Below are 22,400 nucleotides of genomic sequence, written 5' to 3'. Positions count from 1 at the left end.
GTCCGGTGCTCAGCTGCCGGACCACCCCGCGCCCTCTGTCCGCGCACAGCTAAAATCGCACGTCAGGGCCGCTCCGAAGGTACAGCGCGCCCCCACCGCACAGCTGCACGAGGAGCCGCCCCTCATGGCCGAACACCCCGCCTACCCCGTAGGCCTCCGCCTCTCCGGCCGTCGCGTGGTCGTCCTCGGCGGCGGACAGGTGGCCCAGCGCCGCCTCCCGGCGCTGATCGCGGCGGGCGCGGACATCGTTCTCGTGTCCCCCGAAGCCACCGCCTCGGTGGAGGCCATGGCGGACGCGGGCGAGATCGGCTGGGCCAGGCGCCCGTACCGGGACGGCGACCTCGCCGAGGCCTGGTACGCCCTCATCGCCACCAGCGACCCCGAGGCCAACACCGCCGCCTCCGCCGAAGCCGAGCGCCACCGCGTCTGGTGCGTCCGCGCCGACGACGCCGACCAGGCCACCGCCTGGACCCCGGCCACCGGCCACAGCGAGGGCGTCACCGTGGCCGTCCTCACCACGGACGCGCGCGGCCGCGACCCCCGCCACACCGCCGCCATCCGGGACGCGGTGGTCGAGGGCCTGCGTGACGGCACCCTGGTGGCCCCCCACCACCGCACGCGCACCCCCGGCGTCGCCCTGGTCGGCGGCGGCCCCGGCGACCCCGACCTGATCACGGTCCGCGGCCGTCGGCTGCTCGCCGAGGCGGACGTCGTCATCGCCGACCGGCTCGGCCCGCGCGATCTGCTCGCTGAACTTCCGCCGCACGTCGAGGTGATCGACGCGGCGAAGATCCCGTACGGCCGCTACATGGCCCAGGAGGCCATCAACAACGCCCTCGTCGAGCACGCCAAGCAGGGCAAGTCGGTCGTCCGGCTCAAGGGCGGCGACCCCTTCGTCTTCGGCCGGGGCATGGAGGAGGTCCAGGCGCTCGCCGAGGCCGGCATCCCCTGCACGGTCGTCCCGGGCATCTCCAGTTCGATCTCGGTGCCGGGCGCGGCCGGCATCCCGGTCACCCACCGGGGCGTCGCCCACGAGTTCACGGTCGTCAGCGGGCACGTGGCCCCGGACGACGAGCGTTCGCTGGTCGACTGGCCGTCGCTGGCCAGGCTCACCGGAACCCTCGTGATCCTGATGGGCGTCGACAAGATCGGGAAGATCGCCGAGACGCTCGTCGCCCACGGCAGGTCCCCGCAGACCCCGGTCGCCCTGGTGCAGGAAGGCACGACGGCCGCGCAGCGCCGCGTCGACGCCACCCTCGCCACGGTCGCCGAGACCGTACGGGCCGAGGAAGTGAAGCCCCCGGCGGTCATCGTCGTCGGGGAGGTCGTCACGGTCGGGCCGGGGTCCGCCGGGTGACCACCCACCCCCTTGATCATGTGTAACCCCGGGTAACGTACCCGTTCCCAGCCGTTGGCAGCGCACCCAGGACAAGGCAGTATCACCCTGTGGCCGATCTCATCACCGTCGAGGACCCCGACGACCCCCGCCTCTCCGACTACACGGGCCTGACCGACGTCGAGCTGCGCCGCAAGCGCGAGCCCGCCGAGGGCCTGTTCATCGCCGAGGGCGAGAAGGTCATCCGCAGGGCCAAGGAAGCGGGCTACGAGATGCGCTCCATGCTGCTCTCGGCCAAGTGGATCGACGTCATGCGCGACGTCATCGACGAACTGCCCGCCCCGGTGTACGCCGTGAGCCCCGAACTCGCCGAGCAGGTCACCGGCTACCACGTGCACCGCGGCGCGCTCGCCTCCATGCAGCGCAAGCCGCTGCCGACGGCCGGCGAACTCCTGCGCTCGGCCCGCCGGGTCGTGGTCATGGAGTCGGTCAACGACCACACCAACATCGGCGCGATCTTCCGCTCGGCGGCCGCCCTCGGTATGGACGCCGTCCTGCTCTCGCCCGACTGTGCCGACCCGCTGTACCGCCGTAGCGTCAAGGTCTCCATGGGCGCGGTGTTCTCGGTGCCGTACGCCCGGCTGGAGACCTGGCCGAAGGGCCTGGAGTCGGTCCGCGAGGCCGGCTTCACGCTGCTCGCCCTCACCCCGGACGACAAGGCCCGCTCCCTCGACGAGGCCGCCCCGCACCGGATGGACCGGGTGGCCCTGATGCTCGGCGCCGAGGGCGACGGACTGTCCACCCAGGCGCTGGTCGCCGCCGACGAATGGGTGCGCATCCCGATGTCCCACGGCGTCGACTCGCTCAACGTGGGCGCGGCCGCGGCGGTCGCCTTCTACGCGGTCGCCACCGGCTGCCCGGAGTCCTGACCGCCCGTCCTGCCGGAGCGCCCGCTACCTTCCGAAGTCCCGGCTCGGCGCCGAGGCGTACCCGTCGGGCGCCGGCCGGTCGGCGTCCGACGGCCGGTAGCTCTCCTGGGTCTGCTGCCTGCCGCGGCCCCCGTCGTCGCCGAGCCCGCGCGCCGGGCCCTGGCAGCCCTGGGCCACCGCGATGCCGAGCGCCACGAGCAGCGTGACCACGACGAACACGAACAGCCGCTGGCGCAGCAGCCGGGGATTGGCGGGCCGCCGCCCGCTGCCGGTCGTACGCGGCCCCGGCCGCCCGGAACCGCCACGCGCGGGGGGACGGTTTCCGCCGCCCGAGCGCGAGCCGGCGCCGCGTGGCGCCGGGGTCGGGCGCGCCGGGCCCGGCCGTGCGGGGGCACCCGTGCCGTTGCCGCCCCGCGGGACCGCGCCGCCGCGCGCCGGCGCACCGCCCCGCGAGGGTGCTGTGCCGCGCGGCACCGGGGTGCCGGGGGCGGTGCGGCGCTGGGTGCGCTGCTGCTCGGGGTAGGTGTCGACGAGCCGCCCGGTGGGCCGGTCCGCCTCCGCGGCGCGCGGCGAGGGCGGCCGTACCTCGGCCAGGCCCTGTGCCTCACGCGCGGCGATCTCCTTGAGCCGCAGCGACAGCTGCAGCGTGCTGGGCCGTTCCTCGGGATCCTTCGCCAGACAGGCCCTCACCAGCGGGGCGAGCGCGTCCGGAACGCCGTGCAGCTGCGCCTCCTCGTGCACCACCCGGTACAGCATCACCTCGGAACTTCCGTGCCCGAAGGGCGAGTCCCCGGTGGAGGCGTAGGCGAGGGTCGCGCCCAGGGAGAACACGTCCGTGGCGGGGGTGACGGCCGCGCCGCGCACCTGCTCGGGCGCGAGGAAGCCGGGGGAACCGACCGCCGTGCCGACGTGGGTGAGCGTGGAGGCACCGGTGGCCCAGGCGATGCCGAAGTCGATGATCCGTGGCCCCTTCGGGGACAGCAGGATGTTGGAGGGCTTGAGGTCCCGGTGGACGACACCGGCCTCGTGCACGGCCACCAGGCCCTCGGACAGCGCCGCGCCGACCGCCGCGGTGTCGGCCGCGCTCAGCGGGCCCTCGTCGGCGACCTTGTCGTGCAGGGACGGCCCGGGCACGTACTGCGTGGCGAACCAGGGCCGCTCCGCCTCCAGGTCGGCGGCGACGAGCCGGGCGGTGCAGCCGCCCCTGATCCGCCGGGCCGCCGAGACCTCGCGGGCGAACCGCGACCTGAACTCCTGGTCCTCAGCCAGGTCGGGCCGGATCACCTTGAGCGCGACCCGCTGCCCCTTCTTGTCGGAGCCGAGGTAGACCACGCCCATACCGCCCGCGCCGAGCCGTCGGTGAAGCCTGAACGAGCCGACGACGCGCGGGTCCTCGCGCCTCAGGCGCATCATCGCCATGTTCATCCCCGCTGCCCGGTCCCTGTGACGTGGCACAGCTTACGTTTCCACGGCCCGCTGCGCGCAGAGGCCGCGCCCTCGGGGCCGGACGGATTGTTCGGGCCGCCATGACGAGGTGAAACACGGTCAGGAGGTCGGCGGCTTCCGGGCCATTGAGCCACCACGACCCCCCAACCGCAGGTGCGGGCAAGGGCATTGGGGTCGTGAGACGGCAGGTGGCGCACGTTCGCGCGCCCGCCCGGCACCCGCCGTGGACCAGCCGCCGGCGCGGTCGGGGGACGGACTCCGTACCGGAAGCGGAGACCGCCCCATCCCCACCCGAAGTGATCGAAGTCACTCCTTCCGGCTGACGGACGCTTCGGAAATGACCGGACACAGCGGGCACCCCCTCGGGGAAGACCCCGAGACGCGGACGGACGTCTCCACCCAGGGGAGTACGTCCCCCGTCGTGGCTCATCCTCGGGGAGGCCCGCCAATCGGTACGAGGGCATGACGCCCCGACATCCGCCCCACGCCTAGATTTGGGGTCAAGCGGCGGGTGCAGCACTCGTCCCCCGAGGTCAGACACCCGCCGCTGCCGACGACAACCGAAACGGTCAGGAGAGGGACCATGGCCCACACGGCATCGCGACGCCCGGCGTTCGCAACCCGCCGGACGGGTCGCCGCCACCCCCTGGTGGCGACGCTCATGGCCCTTCCCCTGGCGGCCCTGCTCCTGCTCGTCTTCGACGGCTGGGAGACGGTGGCCACACAGGCGTCGTCCGTGGGTGCGATGCTGGGGCGCTGAGCGGCGACCCCAGGCCCGGAAGAGCGGTCCGGGCGGGGACATCCATCCAGGAAACCCCGTGGGGACGGGGGTGCGGCGGACGGCACAAATGCCGGCGCAGCTGGGGAGCTGCGCCGGCATGCGCCGTTTCGGGGCGCTGGAGGCACCCCCGCCGTGGGCCCGGCCGGCGACCAGCTCCCGGTCACACGCCAGTACGCTCGGACGCGCAGCCCACCTTCCCGAGGCACCGTTGACCGCAGACAGCCCCGCCCTCCTGCCCGCGCTCGCCGCGAAGGCCAGAGCCGCCGCCCACCCGGACCACCCCGGCGACGACACCTGCGCCTGCGGCAGCACCTCCCTCGCCGACCGCCCCGACGCCACCGTGGTACGGCACGCAGGCACCGTCGCGAAGGCCCACGCCCCCGGTACCGACCCCGACGAGCTGACCCTCCGCCTGACCGCGGCCGCCCGCCTCCCGGACGTCCTCCTGCCCCCGCTCACCCCGGCGCCCACCTCCCTGCGGGACCGCCTGGTGACCTTCTGGCCGTACGGCGCCCCCGTGGACCCCGACGACCCCGAGACGGCTCCCTGGGAGGCGAGCGCCGTCCTCCTCGCCCGCCTGCACCGCACGGTCCCGCCCGACGGTCTGCCCCGGATGCGCGGCCCCGCCAAGGCCGCCCGTGCCCTGGCCCGGCTCCGGGCGGCCCTGCGGGACGAGCCCCATCCCGCGGCCCGGCCCGTCCGCCGGGCCTGGGCCGCCCTCCCCGCCTGGGCCCGCGCCGAGGCCCCCATGCCCGGCCCGCCCGTTCTCTGCCACGGTGACCTGCACCTGGGTCAGCTCGTCCGCCACCCCGCCCCGGACGGCCCGTGGCGGCTGATCGACGTCGACGACCTCGGTACCGGCGTCGCGGCCTGGGACCTCGCCCGCCCCGCCGCCTGGTTCGCCTGCGGACTCCTGCCGCCCGAGGAGTGGGCTCGCTTCCTCGGCGCGTACCGGCGGGCCGGCGGCTCGGCCGTCCCCGCCGCCGGCGACCCCTGGCCCGCCCTGGACGTCCCGGCCCGCGCGCTGACCGTGCAGACGGCCGCTCTCGCCCTCGCCAAGGCGGTCACGGCCGGCCGCCCGCTGGACGGGGTCGAACAGGCCGTCGTCGACGCCTGTGCCCGAATGGCCCCGATTCCGCATCAGTTGGCTCCCGGAGCCACGGACTAGGCTGCAACCGGCCGGGGCTGGACGGAGTCTGTCCTGGGGAAACACGAAGCAGTACCGACCGGCGAGGAGTTGAGCCGACGATGCATTGTCCGAAGTGCCATGCGCCGATGCACACCTACAACCGCAGCGGCGTCCAGATCGAGCAGTGCAGCGGCTGCCGCGGCATCTTCCTCGACTACGGCGAGCTGGAGGCGCTGACCCAGCTGGAGGCCCAGTGGTCCAAGCCCGTCCCGCCGGCCCCGCCCGCCGCCCCCCAGGGCTACCCGGCCCCGCACGCGCCCGCCTGGGGCGCCCCGCACGGCGGTCACCACGGGCCCCATGGGCATCACGGCCACCACAAGAGCTGGGCCCACATGCTCTTCTCCAGCTGAGCGCACGAAGAAGCCCCCGGTCGCGAGACCGGGGGCTTCCTGGTGCGTGGACGATACTGGGATTGAACCAGTGACCTCTTCCGTGTCAGGGAAGCGCTCTCCCGCTGAGCTAATCGTCCGCAGGCCGTGACCCGAGGATCACAGTCGGTGCGCGATACTGGGATTGAACCAGTGACCTCTTCCGTGTCAGGGAAGCGCTCTCCCGCTGAGCTAATCGCGCGGGTGGGGATCTTCGAGAAGACCCGTGGATCTTGCGAAAGATCCAGTGGACGATACTGGGATTGAACCAGTGACCTCTTCCGTGTCAGGGAAGCGCTCTCCCGCTGAGCTAATCGTCCTTGGAGGTGGAGACGGGATTTGAACCCGTGTAGACGGCTTTGCAGGCCGTTGCCTCGCCTCTCGGCCACTCCACCAGGAGTGTAGGGGATCGGGACGACCCCTTCTTCCTTCGAGCGGACGACGAGGCTCGAACTCGCGACCTCAACCTTGGCAAGGTTGCGCTCTACCAACTGAGCTACGTCCGCCTGTCGTTTCGGTCCGCTTCCGCGTCCCGGCGACGTGTTGAACTCTAGCGGATTCCCCGGCCAGTACAAAAACGCGTTTGCGCAGCGTGCTGCGCTGACCCCGGCGGCCCCCGCGGCCGCAGCCGCCTCCACGACATCCCGGGGCCACCCCTCGGACACCCGACCTAGACTCGACCACGTGCTTCACCACCCATCCGGCCTCCCCCCTCTGGCCCGCTTCGGCGACCGCGTCGCCACCGGCCTCCTCGACGTCACCAGCGACCCCGCCGCCCTGGACTCCACGGGCTTCTGGGCCGTCTGCGGGGACTTCGAGGGCCGCCTGACCTGCGCACGCTTCGCGGACGTACGGTCCGAGCCCGTGCCCGCCCCGGCGCCGGGCGGCTGGCGGGGCCCGGCGGTGGGGGAGTGGACCTCCTCCCTGGACCGGGCCGCGTACATGGCGGGCGTCCGCCGGATCCGCGCGCACATAGCGGCCGGCGAGGTCTACCAGGCCAACCTCTGCCGGGTCCTCAGCGCGCCGGCCGCCCCCGACGCCGACGTGGACGCCCTGACCGCCCTGCTGGCCCGCGGCAACCCGGCGCCGTACGCCGGAACGATCCGGTTGCCGGAGCACGGCGTGGAGATCGCCACCGCCTCGCCCGAGCTGTTCCTGCGCCGGGACGGGCGTGTCGTGGAGTCGGGACCCATCAAGGGCACCGGGCGCACGGAGGCGGACCTCCTGGAGAAGGACTACGCCGAGAACGTGATGATCGTGGACCTGGTCCGCAACGACCTCGGGCGTGTCTGCACGACCGGCAGCGTGACCGTCCCGGACCTGTGCGCCGTGGAGAAGCATCCCGGCCTGGTCCATCTGGTCTCCACGGTCCGCGGCGAGCTGTGCGACGGGGCCGGATGGCCGGACCTCCTCGCCGCCGCCTTCCCGCCGGGTTCGGTGACCGGCGCGCCGAAGTCGAGCGCCCTGCGGATCATCGAGGCCCTGGAGACCGCTCCACGCGGACCGTACTGCGGCGGAATCGGCTGGGTGGACGCCGACCGGGGCGTGGGTGAGCTCGCCGTCGGCATCCGCACCTTCTGGATCGACCGCGCCGAGGGCGCCCTGCGCTTCGGCTCCGGCGCCGGCATCACCTGGGGGTCGGACCCCGAGGGGGAGTGGCGGGAGACCGAGCTGAAGGCCTCCCGGCTGCTCGCGGTAGCGTCGGGGGTGTACGAGGCAAGCGGAGGGGTGTTCGCATGAGGATCTGGCTGGACGGCGGGCTGCGGGACCTGGAGTCCGCCCGTGTCTCCGTCTTCGACCACGGGCTGACCGTCGGCGACGGTGTCTTCGAGACGGTGAAGGCGGTCGAGGGAAGGGTGTTCGCGCTCACCCGGCACCTGGACCGGCTGACCCGCTCCGCCCGCGGTCTCGGCCTGCCCGACCCCGATCACGACGAGGTCCGCGAGGCCTGCGCGGCGGTCCTGGCGGCGAACCCGATGCCGCTCGGCCGGCTGCGGATCACCTACACCGGGGGACACGGCCCGCTCGGCTCCGACCGCGGCGAGCACGGCCCGACCCTCGTGGTGGCCCTCGGCGAGACCACCCGCCGCCCGGACACGACCGCCGTGATCACCGTCCCGTGGACGCGCAACGAACGCGGCGCCCTCACCGGCCTGAAGACCACCTCGTACGCCGAGAACGTCGTCGCCCTCGCCCGCGCCCATGAACGCGGCGCCTCGGAGGCGCTGTTCGGCAACACCGTCGGACACCTCTGCGAGGGCACCGGCTCGAACGTCTTCGTCGTCCTGGACGGTGAGATCCACACCCCGCCGGTCTCCTCCGGCTGCCTGCCCGGCATCACCCGCGCGCTCACCGTCGAGTGGACGGGCGCCAAGGAGACCGACCTGCCGCTGGACGTCCTGGAGCGGGCCGACGAGGTCTTCCTCACCTCGACCCTGCGGGACGTCCAGGCCGTGCACCGGGTCGACGACCGCGAGCTGTCCGGCACTGTGGGACCGGTCACCGCCAAGGCGATGCGGATCTGGGACGAGCGGTCCGGGCAGGACCTGGACCCCTGATCGGGGACACGCGGCCGGACGGCGGCCGCGGTACCGGGAAATCGGGCTGACCCGGCGGTCGGCCGCGGGTAGAACACCAGTGATGACCACGACCCTGCGGCCGCTCGAGCCGCTCCGGCAGAACTCCGACGGCACCCGTTCCCGGCGCTATCAGGTGTGCGTGAACAGCCGTCCCGTCGGCGAGATCCACCTCGGCACCTCGCCGTCCTTCGGTGACTCGGTGGCACGCGTGATCGACCTGCGGATCGACGAGCCCGACCGGCGGCGCGGCCGGGGCACGGTCGCCGCACTCGCCGCCGAGGAGGTGGCGCGCGGCTGGGGCTGCACGCAGATCGAGACCGTCGTCCCCGCCTCGGCGGACATCGCCCTGCGCCTGTTCGGCGCCCTCGGATACACCCTGCGCAACCGCGGGATGCAGAAGCGCCTCGGCACCACCCCACCCGAGTTGCCGCCGGGCAGCAGCGCCCGGCGGATGACCGAAGCCGAATTCGACGCGTGGCACGCGTACGAGAGCGAGGAGTACTCCCGCCTGTGGATCGAGCGTGGAGTTCCCGAGGTCACGGCCCGCGCCAAGGCACGCAGCGATCACGAGAGGCTGCTGCCGCACGGCCTCGCGACCGACGGCATGCTCTTCAGCGTCCTGGAGCACGAGGGAACCCGGGTGGGCACGCTCTGGGTCGCCCTGCAGGACGGCAGGGCGTACGTCTTCGACGTCAAGACCGAAGCGGCCCACCGCGGCCGGGGACACGGCCGTACGCTCATGCTGCTCGCGGAGCGCCAGGCGATCGAGGCCGGCCGGCCGCTCCTGGGCCTCAACGTGCACGCGGGCAACGCCCCGGCCGAGCGACTGTACGAGTCGCTCGGCTACGAGACCACGCTCCGCTCCCTGTCCAAGCCCCTGCTGTAGGCGTCCCCGACGGGTCAGGCTCCCCGCTCGCCCAGCAGCCGGTCGGCGATCTCCTCGATGCGCTCGCGCAGCCCTTCCTGGCTCTTGCCGCCGTCGAGGCGCTCGCCGCCGATGACGTAGGTCGGGGTGCCGCTCACGCCGATCGCCTTGCCCTCGGCCTGGTCGGCGTCGACGATCAGGATGTGCCGGCCGTCGATCAGCGCGGTGTCGAACTCCTCGGCGTCCAGGCCGAGTTCACGGGCCGTCGCGACCAGGAAGGGTTCGCCCTCGCGGTCCAGCTCCTCGACCCGCTCCAGCACGGCCTCCACGTACGGCCAGCCCTTGCCCTGCTCGAGCGCCTCCTCGGCGGCCTGCGCGGCGGCGAAGGCGTGCTGGTGCTTCTCCAGCGGGAAGTGCCGCAGCCGCAGCTCCAGCCGGTCGCCGTAGCGGGCGCGCAGGGCGCGGACGTCGTCCAGGGCGGTGCGGCAGTCGGGGCACTGCAGTTCGCACCAGACGTCGAGAACGAGGGCGTCGGTGCGTGCGGGGGAGGAGTCGCTCATGCCGATCAGTCTTCCAGGCCGGACGCGGGCGACCCAATCGGGCGATGCGGCGGCCGTGCCCCGGCCGGACGTCGTTCAGGGGTACGGCACCGCGCCGGCACTCCCGCGCCGGCACTCCAGTAGGAGACGACCCGGAGATGTCCCTGATGTCCCGCCGGAGCATGGCATCGCGAGGACGCGGCGGTGCAGGATGGAGGGGGACGGAGGCGGTGCGCCCTGCCGGTGTGCCGTGTCCGCCGAGTTCCGCCTTCCACCCGACCGAGCCCGCCAGGAGGACCGGATGATTGCCGAGACCGTCTGCTCCGCCGTGTCCGCGGCAGGCCTGGGTATCGCGGTGGTCACGGCCTACCGCAGGCGTTTCCTCGCGGCGGCCCGCATCGCGGCCTACTCGCTGGTGCCGATCGGCCTGGTGATGACCGGGGTCGTCGGCTGGCTCGCCGGCACGGCCTTCAGTCCCACCGCCTGGGCGGGCTTCGGGGTGCTGGGTGCGGCCTGGGCCCTGTTCGCGGGCACCCGGGCGGTAGGGCGCCGACGCGGTGGCGCCCCCGCCGAGCGCGCGGCGGCCGGGGGCGACCGGACCGGGGCCGTGGCCCCGGGGGCCTCCGCTCCCTCCCTGGGCCCGGCCACCCGCCCCGCGACCGGATCCGGCACCGCGCCGCGCAGCACCGGCTCGGCGGACGACTTCAGCGACATCGAGGCCATCCTCAAGAAGCACGGCATATGACAGCCGCAGGTCACCGCAGTGATGTGACCAGCTCGCAGGCCCTCTCGGACTGAAACGACACAGAGCGTCGCGCAGGCGTCCGGAACCGTTCACGAGGCGAAGCAAGTCGGACGAGACGGTGCGATATGCGGCAACTCCCGCCTACTGCGGGTGTGTGATCGCGCAGGGGGCCTCTGCTACGCCATGATCAGCCGCGAGATGCTGGACACGAGACAGAGCGAGGCCGCGCCGCCGAAGGACGAGCCGCGCGGGTGCCTCTTCGCCCTATCCCAGCCACCGCTGATGATCTTCCTTGCGGTGATCGGGTCTCTGCTCCTCATGGCTGCGCTGCACGACCTGCTGTTGCTGTGAGCCGTACACGTCCGTCCCGGCGCCACCCGCCGGGGCCGACGTCGCATCGAGTCCGTGGGGCAGCCATGGAGATCCGCCCTCTCCTGACGACAACACCACGCGCCGAGCCGTTGCCGATGGCCGGGCCCGCCCGACCTGCCCGACGGTGTGCCCACCGCGCGACGAGCGCAGATGTGTCTGCCGCACGACCGGCCGTTGCCGCCCGGCCCGCCGGCCGGCGAGCCCGCTGCGTGGCGAGTCTGCTGCCGGTCGGCCGGTTCTGCGATCGGTGCCTGGTCGGGGCCTGTCGCGACCGGCCCGTTGCCGCTGGACCCGCCTGCGGACGGGCCGCCGGGCCGAACTGGCGGCTGCTGGACCTGTCGCCCCCGAGCCTGCCCTGGATCGGCCCCGGACAGCCTCACCCGGCCGAGCAGTCCGCCCTCCGCGCGGTCAGCCCGTCGCCTCCTTGCGGCGGGCCCGGTAGGCGGCCACGTGGAGGCGGTTTCCGCAGGTGCGGCTGTCGCAGTAGCGGCGGGAGCGGTTGCGGGAGAGGTCGACGAAGGCGCGCCGACAGTCCGGTGCCTCGCAGCGCCGCAACCGCTCCTGCTCCCCGGCCACCACGAAGAAGGCGAGCGCCATCCCGCAGTCGGCGGCGAGATGGTCGGCCACGGAGGCGCCGGGAGCGAAGTAGTGCACATGCCAGTCGTAGCCGTCGTGGTCCGTCAGGCGCGGGGTGGTGCCCGCGGCGGCGACCAGCTCGTTGATCAGCCCCGCCGCGGAACGGGCGTCCGGGGCGGCGAAGACCGCCGCGAAGCGCCCCCGCACTCTGCGCACCGCGGACAGGTCGAACTCCGACAGCACGCCGACATCGCTCATTTTGTGGTTTCGCACGAAATCAGCGAGGGCCGGCACATCGGGCAGTCCGTCGGGCGCCCCGCCGTCCTCCGGCGCGGTGTTCACCAGATCCACCACGGTGTCGAGCGCGCACCGGGTGTCGTGGGTGATCAGCACGTTTCGCTCCCTGGCCTGAGGGTCGGGCGGACGCCCGCCGATGCTGGCCGATGGTAGCGACAACCCTGCCCGCCGTACCGTCCTCTGCCCGACCTCGACTGCCGGAAGAACGCCGCCGCGGCCGAAGGGGTTCCCGTACCGCGGCAGCGGTCAGGCCCCCTGCCTGCGACGGGATCCGTGCACCCACAGACCGGCGCCGCTCCGTGAAAAGGTCACGGTGACGGCGCCGGGCTGTGCCGCATGCGGCTGTCTTGGCCCGAGCCGTCTCCCCGAGTGGACGGCGCCGGGCTGCTTTCGGAGGCCGCGACCTAGCTCTCCGCCAAGATGTGCGAGAGCTCCTGATCCAGGTCGAAGTGCCGGTGTTCCGTGCCGGGCGGCACGGCGGCGTCGGTTCGCTTCAGGAAGGACTCCAGGGCCCGCGCAGGGGCCTCGAGCAGGGCCTCCCCCTCCGGGGAGCTGAGGGCGATGCAGACGACGCCCTGACCATGGCTGCGCGACGGCCAGACACGGACGTCGCCGGTGCCGGTGGGCCGGTGGAGCCCCTCGGCGAGGAGGTCGCGGGCGAACACCCACTCGACGGTCTCCTCGGCTCCGGTGTGGAAGGTGGCGTGCACGGCGTAGGGGTCGGCCGTGTCGTACCGCAGGCCTGCGGGGACAGGCAGGGAGGACTCGCTCGACACAACGAGGCGCAGGTGCAGCTCGCAGCTGACCGTGGTGTTCATAAGCGCCAGGGCCTTTCGCTCAGTGTGCGCTCGGGGATTCGCACGTCGGCGAAATCGACATGCCACCTACGGTGCCGTTGTAAACCCCTCTGAGGGTTTTGCGTGGCTTTACGTAACTCTTCCGGCCGAGAACTCGTACGAGATCTACGACCATTCCGGTGACTGGATTCACTCCGGTAGGGTTTGTCTGTATGAATACGGGGAGTGACGAGCCGGGCGAGGTAGCCGTGGCATCGGACAAGGCGAGGGCGGATCGGCAGGAGGCCGCACAGGACACGGGGCACGAGACCGGGCGCGGGACCGGGGCTGACACCCGTGACGGCCTCGGCTCGCGCGCGCCGGAATTCGTCAAGGCCCGTCGGCTGCTGCATCTGAGCTGGCAGGTCGGCGTCTTCGTGGCCGGCCTCGCGGTCGTGATCGCCGGCATCATCATGCTGCCGTTGCCCGGACCCGGCTGGGTGGTGATCTTCGGCGGCATGGCGGTCTGGGCGACCGAGTTCGTCTGGGCCCAGATCGTCCTCCGCTGGACCAAGCGCAAGATCACCGAGGCCGCTCAGCGGGCGCTCGACCCCGAGGTGCGCCGCCGCAACATCGCACTGACCGTGATCGGGCTGGTCATCGTGGCCGTGCTGGTCGGGATCTACGTGTGGGAATTCGGCCTCGTCATGCCGTGGAAGATCAGGGATCAGTGATCCGGCGCACCCACCCGGCCGGCCGTCGCGCCGCCCGGCCCGTGGTCGGAGGCATCCCCTGACATGGGGTAATGTTCTTCCTGCGCCCGGGCGATTAGCTCAGTGGGAGAGCGCTTCGTTCACACCGAAGAGGTCACTGGTTCGAACCCAGTATCGCCCACCCGGACCGACGGCCCACCTGCGAAACAGCAGGTGGGCCGTCGGCGTCTGTGCGTACGCGCCGTGCCGGGAGCCCCGCTGAGCCGTCCCGGGCGGGTGCGCCGGTCGGGCCCCCGCCTTTTGCCGGACCGGCAACATTCCTCGTGCCGACCGTGGCCCTCACCGCACCATCGTCGACAGCGGGTGCGACCGGACGGGCCGGTGCCCGGCCCGGTTGTGGCCGAACGGCGGCCACGGCGCAGCCGCCTCATCGGAAAGCCGACGGTCCGGGACGCATCGGCAAACCGCCGAGCCGACACGACGAGACCACCGACCTCCCGGACAACCGAAACACCCTGCCCAGCGGAGCACCCCGGAGCCCCCCATCCGAGCACTTCCGGACCGTCAGCCGATGGCCGACGGCCGGTACCCGGTCCGCAGGGGCACTCCGCGCCCGCGCTCCCGGCGGCACCACCGCCACCCCACACCGGCGAGCACCTCCCGCCCTCACCAGCGCCGCCCAGCGGCCCGAACTCCGCCCCGCACGCGCCCCAGGAGACCTCATGCCCGAGACGCCCGCCCCCGCCCCCGCCCCGGCCCACCGCCTGGTGCCGTCCCCTGCCGGCCGTACGCACCTCGTGGAGCAGGGCCGCGGCCCCCTGGTGCTGCTCGTGCACGGGTTCCCGGAGTCCTGGTACTGCTGGCGGCACCAGTTGCCGGCCCTGGCCGCCGCCGGTTACCGCGCGGTGGCCGTAGACGTCCGGGGCTATGGCCGTTCGTCCAGGCCGACGGCCGTGGACGCGTACCGGATGCTCGACCTGGTCGCGGACAACGTGGCGGTGGTGGAGGCCCTGGGGGAGGACTCCGCGGTGGTCGTCGGGCACGACTGGGGCGCCACGATCGCCGCGACATCCGCTCTGACCAGGCCCGATGTGTTCCGGGCCGTGGGCCTGTTGTCCGTGCCGTACAGCCCGCCCGGTGGTGGGCGGCCCAGCGAGGTCTTCGCGCGGATGGGCGGGGACGAGGAGTTCTACGTGTCGTACTTCCAGCGGCCGGGCCGGGCCGAGGCGGAGATCGAGCCCGATGTGCGCGGCTGGCTCGCGGGCTTCTACGCCGCCCTCTCGGCGGACCCGAAGTCCGCGCCGGGCGCCCCCGATCCGCACTTCGTCGGGCGCGGCGGCACGCTGCGAGAGCGCTTCCCCGCCGGCCCGCTTCCGGCCTGGCTGGACGAGGGTGACCTCGACTTCCTGGCCGGGGAGTTCGAGCGGACCGGAATGACGGGAGCGCTGAACCGTTACCGGAACATGGACCGGGACTGGGCGGACCTGGCCGGTCACGAGGGTGCCCCGATCAGGCAGCCCTCGCTGTTCATCGGCGGCGCCCTGGACGCCTCGCTCGCCTGGCTGGCCGATGCGGTGGAGGCGTACCCCCGGACCCTGCCCGGTCTGCTCGGCTCGCACATCCTCGACGGGTGCGGCCACTTCGTGCAGCAGGAGCGCCCGGAGGAGACGAACCGGATCCTCGTCGACTGGCTCGCTGCCCTGCCCGACTGAAGTTCCGTCCGCCCACGGTTTCCGGGGTGGCACGGTGACGATCCGTTACTCAAGGCGGTGCCGAGGAGCGGGCCGGGAAGATCGACCAGACCATCCCGCTCTTCGAGAAGAAGTACCCGAAGATCAAGGTCGAGACCGACTTCCAGGCGTGCCGATCCTCCTCGGAGAAGTTCCGGACCCAGGCCGCGGGCGGAAATCCCCCGGAACGTTTTCCAAAATGCCGTCAGCTTTCTCCGGAAGTACGACAAGCGAGGAATTATCCTCGACCTCAAGTCGAGGGTGCGGGCTGACAATCTGACGCTGAATCACTTTCGGGGGGCGCGAAGGTCGGCGAGGCCGACGGAAAGCAGCCCGGAATTCCCGTCGGGCCCAACGCCATGGCGCTCCCTGTGCGGCCGCTGCCTCCGGCGGTATCGCGGGGCACGCCCTGTCCGTCGGCGTCGGTACGGACTGGAGCGGCCTGGTCTGTGCCTGGCTGACCGAGCGGGAACTGCCGCTCCTTCAGCGTCGTGGAAGCCGAGAGGCCGGCCGGCCCCGCCGCCCTGGTCGCGGGCAGCGAGGCGAGCTGGGTGTCCGGCAACGACTCCGCGCTCTGCGGCCTCCCGGCCATCGGGAACCCGGCGTTGCTCGGCGACAGGGTGCCCCAGCCGTGCCGGGGGAGCGCCGTCGCACGGGCGGCGGCGCTCGCTCCCCGAGTCTGCCCCGGCGCACGGCGCGGCGCATGAGTACGCGTACTCAGAGCCCCGCCCCCGCGGCGGGCAGACTCTGCCCATGGACTGGACCCACTACCGCTTCCTGAGCCTGTGGTCCCTGCCCGCGCCGCCCGCCGCCGTGTACGCGGTCCTGGCGCGGCCCGAGGACTATCCGAGCTGGTGGCCGCAGGTGCGGTCGGTGACCCGGCTGGACGACTCCACCGGCATCCTCACCATCCGCTCGGTCCTGCCGTACGACATGACCTTCACCGCACGTCGGACCCGCCACGACCCCGGCGGCGGTGTGCTGGAGGTCACGCTGTCCGGTGATATCGAGGGCTGGGCGCGCTGGACGGTCTCCGCCGGGGGTTCCGGGACCCTGGCCCGCTACGACCAGGAGGTGGACGTGCGCAAGCCGCTGCTGCGGCGGCTCGCCGTACCCGGCCGCCCGGTCTTCCGCGCCAATCACCGCCTGATGATGTGGTCCGGACGGCGCGGACTGCTGCGCGTGCTGCGAGCGGTTTGAAGGATCGGCGCCGGGACCTGTATTGTTCAGTGCGTTCCCGGGCGATTAGCTCAGTGGGAGAGCGCTTCGTTCACACCGAAGAGGTCACTGGTTCGAACCCAGTATCGCCCACCGGGAAGGAGCCGGTCCGCAGCAGCGGACCGGCTTTTCTGCTGCCCCTGCCGGGCCCGGGGCCTATGCCGCCGCCGGCAGCTCCGGCCTGAGCGGCCAGTCCGTGCTGACGATCTCGTCCGAGCCGCTGCGCGCGAACCACGCCTGCAGCCCACGGGCCTGCGCCGCGTGCCAGTTGGCCTGGAGCGTGTGCAGCTCGGCGGGGGAGAGGCGCTCGAGACGGGTGGCGAAGCGGCGGCCCAGGGCCCGTACCACCTCCAGGGCGGCCAGCGCGTCCGCACCCGCGTCGTGCGCGCCCTGCAGCGTCACGCCGTAGTGCTCGCACAGGTCGGTCAGCGTGCGACGGCCCTTGCGGTAGCGGTCGAGATGCTTGTCGAGCACCCGCGGATCCAGCACCCTGAGCGGCACCGCCTCGAACCAGCGGTCCAGCGAGGACGCGCGGTGCCGGCGCAACTCCCGGTCCAGCAAGGTGAGATCGAAGGGCGCGTTCATCACCACCAGCGGCCGGCCCATCGCCGCGTGCTCCGCCAGCTGCTCCGCTATCTCGTACATCACCGGCGCCGGCCAGCGGCCGTTGTGCTGCAGGTGCTCGTCCGTCAGCCCGTGCACCGCGGTCGCCGCCTCGGGCACCGGCACCCCCGGGTTCACCAGCCACCGGACGATCCTGGGCCGGGTCCCCGGCGCGTCCTGGACGACGACGGCGGCCGACACGATCCGGTCGGTCTCGACGTCCACGCCCGTCGTCTCCGTGTCGAAGGCGGCCAGCGGCCCCTCGTACCAGTACGTCATCCCAAGCCAACTCCTCGTTCACCCAGGGCAGGTGACGTTCCGTCTTCTGCCCGTTTGGTGATACCCGGGCCGTTTGCGGCGTACGCCGGGAGGACACAACAGGAGTACGGGTCTTTGCAGTTCAGCGGCCCACAGCGGGGAAACTCTTGGCTTGGAAGGCTGTTGGTCATGGCCATAGCGCAGCCCGAGCGGGGCGGGCTGCTGCCCGATCGCACGGGCCCCCTTCGCGGCACGCTCGCCACCACCGCCTGCATGGAGACACTGCAGGTCGGCTATCTGCACGCGGTCGCCGCCGCGGCCGGCTGCTCGCTGTCCCAGCCCTTCCCGGACAACGGCATCGACTGGCACGTCAGCCACAGCGCGCCCGGACACACCGTGGACGACGAGGTCACCATCAAGGTGCAGCTGAAGGCCACGTACCAGGTCGCGCCGAACCCTCCGGGGCGTTCCTTCTCGTTCACCCTCGACAACGACCATCTGCGCAAGCTCGCCCGCACACCCGTCTCGGTGCACAAGATCCTGGTCGTGATGCTCGTCCCGCGCTCGCAGGACGACTGGCTGCGCGCCAGCCACGACCGGCTCGACCTCAGGCACTGCTGCTACTGGGTCAACCTGGCCGGCCACCCCATCACCGGCCGGCACCGGACCACCGTGCGGATCCCGACCTCGCGCATCTTCGACGACCGGGCGCTCTGCGAGATCATGACGCGCGTCGGGACGGGAGGCAGGCCATGAGAAGCCGTCCGTACGAGGAGCTGCCGCGCCAGGTCCGGCCGCATCCGGACGACCTCGCCTGGAACCGGCCGCCCGACCCCGCCCAGGTCGACCCCGCCGTGCTCGGTGCCCTGCTGCACCGGCACGGCTGGCAGCGGCGCGGCGGTGCCCCGGGACGCTACGGCCGCTGGACCCCGCCGGGGCCCGGCGGCGGTGGGACCAGCCTGCTGGTGCCGGAGAGCCGGGCCTTCCCGGACAGCGACGACCTGCTCGGCGAGGCCCTCGACGCCCTCGCCCGCAGCGGGGCGCCCGCCGCCCGCGAGGTGCTCATCTCCCTCGCCGTGCCAAGCGACGAGATCCGCTGGTGGCGGGACACCCCGAGCGGACCCGTCGGCGCCGCGCCCTGGACGGCCGACGAGCAACTGCGCGGCGCCGCCCGGCAGATGCTGCTCGCCGCCGCGCTCGCCACACGCGCGCGTGCCGGCTACTACGGCGCCCGCCACCGCCGCGCCGCCACCGCTCTGCTGGAGGACGTCCTCGTCGGCCCCGCCGCCGAGGGCCGCCACCTCACCGCCTTCGTGTCCGTGCCCACCGGCCGCCCCCTCGCCGTCCGCCTCCACCAGGCCCTGTGCGCCGCCCGCGAGGCCGTCGACTACCAGCGGGCCACCGGCGGCATGGACGCCTTCGACGGCGCGGTCGAGGCCGGCGTCAGCCGTGAACTGACCGAGGCGCTGGCCGCGCTGGTCCGGGGCACCGAGGGCGCCCGGATCGCCGTCGCCTGGGCACCCGGCGCCGGCGTCCCCGAGGGCTGCGCCCCCTCCGCCGAACCCGTCGAGTTCTCACCCGGCGACCTGCCCGTCCTGCGCGAGGCCGCCGCCCGCTATCTGCGCGAGGAACCGTCCGTGCCGGTCCGGATCACCGGCGCCGTCATCCGCATGCGCCGCTCCGGGCCCGGCGGCGAGGGCACGGTACGCCTCCGCGTCCTCGCCGGCGCCGACGTCCCGCACGTCCGCGTCACCCTGGACGAGGAGGACTACCGCATCGCCGGCCATGCCCACCTCGTCGGACTCCCGGTGCGCGTGCACGGCCGGCTCGAGCGCCGGGGCGGTTTCCGCCGGCTCACCGGCGCCTCCGGGGTCGTGCCCGTACAGGTGGACGAAGGCGAACGGGACCGGCTGATGAAGGCCCTGCAGGAGAACCTGGACTTCTTCGAGGAGGCGTGCGGGGAGGCGTATGGAGACGAGGACTGAGGTGTAGGGGGACGGGGACTGTGGGTGACCGTTTAGCGGTCGGCGCGGTCGGGTCGGTACGATCGCCTGTGCGCGCGCTCCTGGTATGGCGCCGCACCCCACTTCAGTCAGGAGAGACCGGTGTCAGACGTCCGTGTGATCATCCAACGCGATTCCGAGCGGGAAGAACGCGTGGTGACGACGGGCACTACGGCCGCCGACCTCTTCGCGGGCGAGCGCTCGATCATCGCCGCGCGTGTGGGCGGCGAGCTGAAGGACCTGGCGTACGAGCCGGCCGACGGTGACGAGGTCGAGGGCGTCGAGATCTCGTCCGAGGACGGCCTGAACATCCTGCGCCACTCCACCGCGCACGTCATGGCGCAGGCCGTGCAGGAGTTGTTCCCCGAGGCCAAGCTGGGCATCGGCCCGCCCGTCAAGGACGGCTTCTACTACGACTTCGACGTTGAGAAGCCGTTCACGCCCGAGGATCTCAAGGCCATCGAGAAGAAGATGCAGGAGATCCAGAAGCGCGGGCAGCGCTTCTCCCGCCGTGTGGTCACCGACGAGGCCGCCCGTGAGGAGCTGGCCTCCGAGCCGTACAAGCTGGAGCTGATCGGTCTCAAGGGCTCGGCCTCGCACGACGACGGCGCGGACGTCGAGGTCGGCGCCGGCGAGCTGACGATCTACGACAACCTGGACGCGAAGACCGGCGAGCTGTGCTGGAAGGACCTCTGCCGCGGTCCGCACCTGCCCTCGACCCGCCTCATCCCGGCGTTCAAGCTGATGCGCAACGCGGCCGCCTACTGGCGCGGCAGCGAGAAGAACCCGATGCTCCAGCGCATCTACGGCACCGCCTGGCCGTCCAAGGACGAGCTGAAGGCGTACCTCGACTTCCTCGCCGAGGCCGAGAAGCGCGACCACCGCAAGCTCGGCAACGAGCTGGACCTCTTCTCCATCCCGGAGCAGATCGGCTCCGGCCTCGCCGTCTTCCACCCCAAGGGCGGCATCGTCCGCCGGGTGATGGAGGACTACTCGCGCCGCCGCCACGAGGAAGAGGGCTACGAGTTCGTCTACACCCCGCACGCGACGAAGGGGAAGCTCTTCGAGACGTCCGGGCACCTGGACTGGTACGCCGAGGGCATGTACCCGCCCATGCAGCTCGACGAGGGCGTGGACTACTACCTCAAGCCCATGAACTGCCCGATGCACAACCTGATCTTCGATGCGCGCGGCCGGTCCTACCGTGAACTGCCGCTGCGCCTCTTCGAGTTCGGGACCGTGTACCGGTACGAGAAGTCGGGCGTCGTGCACGGCCTGACCCGCGCCCGCGGCTTCACGCAGGACGACGCGCACATCTACTGCACCCGTGAGCAGATGTCCGAGGAACTGGACAAGACGCTCACCTTCGTCCTCGGCCTGCTGCGCGACTACGGCCTGACCGACTTCTACCTGGAGCTGTCCACCAAGGACCCGGAGAAGTTCGTCGGCTCCGACGAGGTCTGGGAGGAGGCGACCGAGACGCTGCGCCAGGTCGCCGAGAAGCAGGGCCTGCCCCTGGTCCCGGACCCGGGCGGCGCCGCCTTCTACGGCCCGAAGATCTCCGTCCAGGCCAAGGACGCGATCGGCCGGACCTGGCAGATGTCGACCATCCAGCTCGACTTCAACCTGCCGGAGCGGTTCAACCTGGAGTACACCGGCCCCGACGGCTCCAAGCAGCGCCCGGTCATGATCCACCGCGCGCTGTTCGGCTCCATCGAGCGGTTCTTCGCCGTCCTCCTGGAGCACTACGCGGGAGCCTTCCCGGCGTGGCTGGCCCCGGTCCAGGCGCTCGGCATCCCGATCGGCGACGCGCACGTGGAGTACCTGGAGAAGTTCGCGGCCGTGGCCCGCAAGAAGGGGCTCCGCGTCGAGGTCGACTCCTCCTCGGACCGCATGCAGAAGAAGATCCGCAACGCCCAGAAGCAGAAGGTGCCCTTCATGGTCATCGCGGGCGACGAGGACATGTCCAACGGCTCGGTCTCCTTCCGCTACCGCGACGGCTCGCAGGAGAACGGCATCCCGTTCGACGAGGCCATCGCGAAGATCGCGCAGGTCGTGGCGGAGCGGGCCCAGGTCTGAGCAGGCGTTCCGCAGGGCCCCCGGTGACTCGGTCTCGTCGGGGGCCCTGCCTTGTCCCACACCTGGACGCCATATGCTGCATGGCATGACGAGTGAGCCGGAGCAGCAGATCGGAGTGGGGACGCAGGACGCGTTCCAGCGCCTGTGGACGCCCCACCGGATGGCCTACATCCAGGGCGAGGGCAAGCCCAGCGGTCCCGGGGCCGACGACGGCTGCCCCTTCTGCGCCATCCCGGCCAAGTCCGACGAGGACGGCCTGATCGTCCGGCGCGGTGAGCACGTGTACGCGGTGCTCAACCTCTACCCGTACAACGGCGGCCATCTGATGACCGTGCCGTACCGGCACGTCGCCGACTACACCGAGCTCAGCGGGCCGGAGACCGCCGAGCTGGCCGAGCTGACCAAGCAGGCGATGACGGCCCTGCGCACCGCGTCCGGTGCGCACGGCTTCAACATCGGCATGAACCAGGGCACGGTCGCGGGCGCCGGCATCGCCGCCCACCTGCACCAGCACATCGTCCCGCGCTGGGGCGGCGACACGAACTTCATGCCGGTCGTGGGCCACACGAAGGTACTGCCGCAGCTCCTGGCCGACACCAGGAAGATGCTGGCGGAGGCGTGGCAGACGGTCTGACCTCTCGGCGCCGTCCAGCGAAACCAAGCCGGTCCGGCGCCTGAGGACGAGGCCCGGAGGGCCGAAACGGGGCCGGGACGGCGGCCCCCAGCGACCGCGCCCCACCACGCCCCCGCACCGGCCGATTCGCCGCAGGCCCACCCTCCGGCCGGGTCGCGGCGGGCTCCCGCTCCGTGCGAGTCGCGGCGGGCCCACCCTCCGGCCGGGTCGCGGCGGGCTCCCGCTCCGACCGATTCGCCGCAGGCCCACCCTCCGGCGGGGTCGCCGCAGGCCGACGTTCCGTGCGAGTTGCGCAAGGCTCCCGTTCCGGCCGAGTTGCCGCAGGTTCCCGTTCCGGCCGGGTCGCCGCAGGCTCCCGTTCCGT

General features: G+C 72.5%; 22 protein-coding genes, 7 tRNA genes and 1 pseudogene. 20 read left to right on the top strand and 10 right to left on the bottom strand.

Features of this window, described 5'->3' with window-relative positions:
* The first annotated feature begins 124 nt into the window (after nucleotides 1-124).
* Together cobA and AB0L59_RS24470 are read left to right on the top strand one after the other, a co-directional pair.
* Nucleotides 125-1,357: a uroporphyrinogen-III C-methyltransferase gene (gene cobA / locus AB0L59_RS24475; protein ID WP_365587263.1), complete on the top strand. Its 1,233-nt coding sequence runs from the start codon at nucleotides 125-127 to the stop codon at nucleotides 1,355-1,357.
* Nucleotides 1,358-1,446: 89 nt separating this feature from the next.
* Nucleotides 1,447-2,265 (top strand): RNA methyltransferase, encoded by an 819-nt coding sequence (locus AB0L59_RS24470; RefSeq protein ID WP_365587260.1) that lies wholly within the window; start codon nucleotides 1,447-1,449, stop codon nucleotides 2,263-2,265.
* A gap of 24 nt (nucleotides 2,266-2,289) precedes the next feature.
* On the opposite strand, the gene AB0L59_RS24465 is transcribed toward AB0L59_RS24470, so the two are convergent.
* Nucleotides 2,290-3,690: a protein kinase gene (locus AB0L59_RS24465; protein ID WP_365587258.1), complete on the bottom strand. Its 1,401-nt coding sequence runs from the start codon at nucleotides 3,688-3,690 to the stop codon at nucleotides 2,290-2,292.
* A gap of 604 nt (nucleotides 3,691-4,294) precedes the next feature.
* Between AB0L59_RS24465 and AB0L59_RS24460 the strand changes: the two genes are divergently transcribed.
* From AB0L59_RS24460 to AB0L59_RS24450, 3 genes are all read left to right on the top strand, one after another.
* On the top strand, nucleotides 4,295-4,471 hold the full coding sequence (locus tag AB0L59_RS24460) for a hypothetical protein (RefSeq protein WP_365587255.1): 177 nt from the start codon (nucleotides 4,295-4,297) through the stop codon (nucleotides 4,469-4,471).
* Between the two features lie 229 nt (nucleotides 4,472-4,700).
* A complete protein-coding gene (locus AB0L59_RS24455; protein ID WP_365587253.1) occupies nucleotides 4,701-5,660 on the top strand; it encodes an aminoglycoside phosphotransferase family protein in 960 nt (319 codons plus the stop codon).
* Between the two features lie 80 nt (nucleotides 5,661-5,740).
* Nucleotides 5,741-6,031, top strand: coding sequence for a zf-TFIIB domain-containing protein (locus tag AB0L59_RS24450; RefSeq protein WP_365587250.1), 291 nt, complete (start codon nucleotides 5,741-5,743; stop codon nucleotides 6,029-6,031).
* Nucleotides 6,032-6,078: 47 nt separating this feature from the next.
* On the opposite strand, the gene AB0L59_RS24445 is transcribed toward AB0L59_RS24450, so the two are convergent.
* From AB0L59_RS24445 to AB0L59_RS24425, 5 genes are all read right to left on the bottom strand, one after another.
* Nucleotides 6,079-6,150 (bottom strand) — tRNA-Val (locus AB0L59_RS24445).
* 29 nt (nucleotides 6,151-6,179) lie between these two features.
* Nucleotides 6,180-6,251 (bottom strand) — tRNA-Val (locus tag AB0L59_RS24440).
* A 46-nt stretch (nucleotides 6,252-6,297) separates the two neighbouring features.
* A tRNA-Val gene (locus AB0L59_RS24435) sits at nucleotides 6,298-6,369 on the bottom strand.
* 1 nt (nucleotide 6,370) lies between these two features.
* A tRNA-Cys gene (locus AB0L59_RS24430) sits at nucleotides 6,371-6,444 on the bottom strand.
* Nucleotides 6,445-6,482: 38 nt separating this feature from the next.
* A tRNA-Gly gene (locus tag AB0L59_RS24425) sits at nucleotides 6,483-6,555 on the bottom strand.
* Nucleotides 6,556-6,733: 178 nt separating this feature from the next.
* Here AB0L59_RS24425 and AB0L59_RS24420 point away from each other — a divergent pair.
* The 3 genes from AB0L59_RS24420 to AB0L59_RS24410 all read left to right on the top strand — a co-directional run bounded on the left by AB0L59_RS24420 (nucleotide 6,734) and on the right by AB0L59_RS24410 (nucleotide 9,514).
* Nucleotides 6,734-7,789, top strand: coding sequence for a chorismate-binding protein (locus tag AB0L59_RS24420; protein WP_365587247.1), 1,056 nt, complete (start codon nucleotides 6,734-6,736; stop codon nucleotides 7,787-7,789).
* Complete coding sequence (locus AB0L59_RS24415) at nucleotides 7,786-8,607, top strand: aminodeoxychorismate lyase (RefSeq protein WP_365587244.1); 822 nt, start codon at nucleotides 7,786-7,788, stop codon at nucleotides 8,605-8,607. The genes AB0L59_RS24420 and AB0L59_RS24415 overlap by 4 nt, the downstream gene beginning before the upstream one ends.
* An 82-nt stretch (nucleotides 8,608-8,689) precedes the next feature.
* The gene (locus tag AB0L59_RS24410; protein ID WP_365587241.1) at nucleotides 8,690-9,514 is read left to right on the top strand and encodes a GNAT family N-acetyltransferase; all 825 of its coding nucleotides are present in this window, start codon (nucleotides 8,690-8,692) and stop codon (nucleotides 9,512-9,514) included.
* A 14-nt stretch (nucleotides 9,515-9,528) separates the two neighbouring features.
* On the opposite strand, the gene AB0L59_RS24405 is transcribed toward AB0L59_RS24410, so the two are convergent.
* Nucleotides 9,529-10,053, bottom strand: coding sequence for a DsbA family protein (locus AB0L59_RS24405; protein ID WP_365587238.1), 525 nt, complete (start codon nucleotides 10,051-10,053; stop codon nucleotides 9,529-9,531).
* Between the two features lie 280 nt (nucleotides 10,054-10,333).
* Here AB0L59_RS24405 and AB0L59_RS24400 point away from each other — a divergent pair, with 280 nt between their 5' ends.
* Complete coding sequence (locus AB0L59_RS24400; RefSeq protein WP_365587235.1) at nucleotides 10,334-10,777, top strand: hypothetical protein; 444 nt, start codon at nucleotides 10,334-10,336, stop codon at nucleotides 10,775-10,777.
* 183 nt (nucleotides 10,778-10,960) lie between these two features.
* Nucleotides 10,961-11,128 carry a hypothetical protein gene (locus AB0L59_RS24395; protein WP_365587434.1) on the top strand — a complete coding sequence of 56 codons (168 nt, stop codon included), beginning with the start codon at nucleotides 10,961-10,963 and terminating at the stop codon, nucleotides 11,126-11,128.
* A 429-nt stretch (nucleotides 11,129-11,557) separates the two neighbouring features.
* Here the strand turns inward: AB0L59_RS24395 and AB0L59_RS24390 are convergent, their stop codons facing one another.
* Together AB0L59_RS24390 and AB0L59_RS24385 are read right to left on the bottom strand one after the other, a co-directional pair.
* Nucleotides 11,558-12,118, bottom strand: coding sequence for a CGNR zinc finger domain-containing protein (locus AB0L59_RS24390; RefSeq protein ID WP_365587232.1), 561 nt, complete (start codon nucleotides 12,116-12,118; stop codon nucleotides 11,558-11,560).
* Nucleotides 12,119-12,426: 308 nt separating this feature from the next.
* Nucleotides 12,427-12,840, bottom strand: coding sequence for an SsgA family sporulation/cell division regulator (locus tag AB0L59_RS24385; protein WP_004002642.1), 414 nt, complete (start codon nucleotides 12,838-12,840; stop codon nucleotides 12,427-12,429).
* A 191-nt stretch (nucleotides 12,841-13,031) separates the two neighbouring features.
* Between AB0L59_RS24385 and AB0L59_RS24380 the strand changes: the two genes are divergently transcribed.
* From AB0L59_RS24380 to AB0L59_RS24355, 6 genes and pseudogenes are all read left to right on the top strand, one after another.
* Nucleotides 13,032-13,532 (top strand): TIGR02611 family protein, encoded by a 501-nt coding sequence (locus AB0L59_RS24380; RefSeq protein ID WP_365587422.1) that lies wholly within the window; start codon nucleotides 13,032-13,034, stop codon nucleotides 13,530-13,532.
* Between the two features lie 88 nt (nucleotides 13,533-13,620).
* A tRNA-Val gene (locus AB0L59_RS24375) sits at nucleotides 13,621-13,692 on the top strand.
* 541 nt (nucleotides 13,693-14,233) lie between these two features.
* Nucleotides 14,234-15,223: an alpha/beta hydrolase gene (locus AB0L59_RS24370; RefSeq protein WP_365587229.1), complete on the top strand. Its 990-nt coding sequence runs from the start codon at nucleotides 14,234-14,236 to the stop codon at nucleotides 15,221-15,223.
* A gap of 28 nt (nucleotides 15,224-15,251) precedes the next feature.
* A pseudogene (locus AB0L59_RS24365) lies at nucleotides 15,252-15,615 on the top strand (extracellular solute-binding protein); the annotation flags it as partial.
* A gap of 379 nt (nucleotides 15,616-15,994) precedes the next feature.
* Nucleotides 15,995-16,441 carry an SRPBCC family protein gene (locus AB0L59_RS24360; RefSeq protein WP_365587227.1) on the top strand — a complete coding sequence of 149 codons (447 nt, stop codon included), beginning with the start codon at nucleotides 15,995-15,997 and terminating at the stop codon, nucleotides 16,439-16,441.
* Nucleotides 16,442-16,480: 39 nt separating this feature from the next.
* Nucleotides 16,481-16,552: transfer RNA gene (locus AB0L59_RS24355), tRNA-Val, on the top strand.
* A 63-nt stretch (nucleotides 16,553-16,615) separates the two neighbouring features.
* On the opposite strand, the gene AB0L59_RS24350 is transcribed toward AB0L59_RS24355, so the two are convergent.
* Nucleotides 16,616-17,341: a 3'-5' exonuclease gene (locus AB0L59_RS24350; RefSeq protein WP_365587224.1), complete on the bottom strand. Its 726-nt coding sequence runs from the start codon at nucleotides 17,339-17,341 to the stop codon at nucleotides 16,616-16,618.
* 168 nt (nucleotides 17,342-17,509) lie between these two features.
* On the opposite strand from AB0L59_RS24350, the gene AB0L59_RS24345 reads away from it, so the two are divergent.
* From AB0L59_RS24345 to AB0L59_RS24330, 4 genes are all read left to right on the top strand, one after another.
* Nucleotides 17,510-18,076, top strand: a complete 567-nt coding sequence (locus AB0L59_RS24345; protein ID WP_360157368.1) for a DUF4365 domain-containing protein — start codon at nucleotides 17,510-17,512, stop codon at nucleotides 18,074-18,076.
* Complete coding sequence (locus tag AB0L59_RS24340) at nucleotides 18,073-19,305, top strand: hypothetical protein (protein ID WP_365587222.1); 1,233 nt, start codon at nucleotides 18,073-18,075, stop codon at nucleotides 19,303-19,305. Before AB0L59_RS24345 ends, AB0L59_RS24340 begins: the two co-directional genes overlap by 4 nt.
* 120 nt (nucleotides 19,306-19,425) lie before the next feature.
* Complete coding sequence (gene thrS, locus AB0L59_RS24335; protein ID WP_365587219.1) at nucleotides 19,426-21,402, top strand: threonine--tRNA ligase; 1,977 nt, start codon at nucleotides 19,426-19,428, stop codon at nucleotides 21,400-21,402.
* A 73-nt stretch (nucleotides 21,403-21,475) separates the two neighbouring features.
* Nucleotides 21,476-22,036, top strand: coding sequence for an HIT domain-containing protein (locus tag AB0L59_RS24330; protein ID WP_365587217.1), 561 nt, complete (start codon nucleotides 21,476-21,478; stop codon nucleotides 22,034-22,036).
* The last annotated feature ends 364 nt before the right edge of the window (nucleotides 22,037-22,400 follow it).

Origin of the sequence: Streptomyces sp. NPDC052109 (assembly GCF_040680195.1) — a bacterium.
GTDB lineage: Bacteria > Actinomycetota > Actinomycetes > Streptomycetales > Streptomycetaceae > Streptomyces.
Note: the sequence above shows the minus strand (reverse complement) of the source record. Positions and strands in the feature narration are given on the sequence as shown.

What these genes read in the sequence shown, in the direction of transcription:
- AB0L59_RS24415 (WP_365587244.1), top strand. Translation starts at nt 7,786, where the DNA reads ATGAGGATCTGGCTGGACGGCGGGCTGCGGGACCTGGAGTCCGCCCGT.
- AB0L59_RS24450 (WP_365587250.1), top strand. Translation starts at nt 5,741, where the DNA reads ATGCATTGTCCGAAGTGCCATGCGCCGATGCACACCTACAACCGCAGC.
- AB0L59_RS24395 (WP_365587434.1), top strand. Translation starts at nt 10,961, where the DNA reads ATGATCAGCCGCGAGATGCTGGACACGAGACAGAGCGAGGCCGCGCCG.
- AB0L59_RS24465 (WP_365587258.1), bottom strand. Translation starts at nt 3,690, where the DNA reads ATGAACATGGCGATGATGCGCCTGAGGCGCGAGGACCCGCGCGTCGTC.
- AB0L59_RS24410 (WP_365587241.1), top strand. Translation starts at nt 8,690, where the DNA reads ATGACCACGACCCTGCGGCCGCTCGAGCCGCTCCGGCAGAACTCCGAC.
- AB0L59_RS24360 (WP_365587227.1), top strand. Translation starts at nt 15,995, where the DNA reads ATGGACTGGACCCACTACCGCTTCCTGAGCCTGTGGTCCCTGCCCGCG.
- AB0L59_RS24405 (WP_365587238.1), bottom strand. Translation starts at nt 10,053, where the DNA reads ATGAGCGACTCCTCCCCCGCACGCACCGACGCCCTCGTTCTCGACGTC.
- cobA (WP_365587263.1), top strand. Translation starts at nt 125, where the DNA reads ATGGCCGAACACCCCGCCTACCCCGTAGGCCTCCGCCTCTCCGGCCGT.
- AB0L59_RS24370 (WP_365587229.1), top strand. Translation starts at nt 14,234, where the DNA reads ATGCCCGAGACGCCCGCCCCCGCCCCCGCCCCGGCCCACCGCCTGGTG.
- AB0L59_RS24385 (WP_004002642.1), bottom strand. Translation starts at nt 12,840, where the DNA reads ATGAACACCACGGTCAGCTGCGAGCTGCACCTGCGCCTCGTTGTGTCG.
- AB0L59_RS24330 (WP_365587217.1), top strand. Translation starts at nt 21,476, where the DNA reads ATGCTGCATGGCATGACGAGTGAGCCGGAGCAGCAGATCGGAGTGGGG.
- AB0L59_RS24345 (WP_360157368.1), top strand. Translation starts at nt 17,510, where the DNA reads ATGGCCATAGCGCAGCCCGAGCGGGGCGGGCTGCTGCCCGATCGCACG.
- AB0L59_RS24350 (WP_365587224.1), bottom strand. Translation starts at nt 17,341, where the DNA reads ATGACGTACTGGTACGAGGGGCCGCTGGCCGCCTTCGACACGGAGACG.
- AB0L59_RS24340 (WP_365587222.1), top strand. Translation starts at nt 18,073, where the DNA reads ATGAGAAGCCGTCCGTACGAGGAGCTGCCGCGCCAGGTCCGGCCGCAT.
- AB0L59_RS24400 (WP_365587235.1), top strand. Translation starts at nt 10,334, where the DNA reads ATGATTGCCGAGACCGTCTGCTCCGCCGTGTCCGCGGCAGGCCTGGGT.
- AB0L59_RS24460 (WP_365587255.1), top strand. Translation starts at nt 4,295, where the DNA reads ATGGCCCACACGGCATCGCGACGCCCGGCGTTCGCAACCCGCCGGACG.
- AB0L59_RS24380 (WP_365587422.1), top strand. Translation starts at nt 13,032, where the DNA reads ATGAATACGGGGAGTGACGAGCCGGGCGAGGTAGCCGTGGCATCGGAC.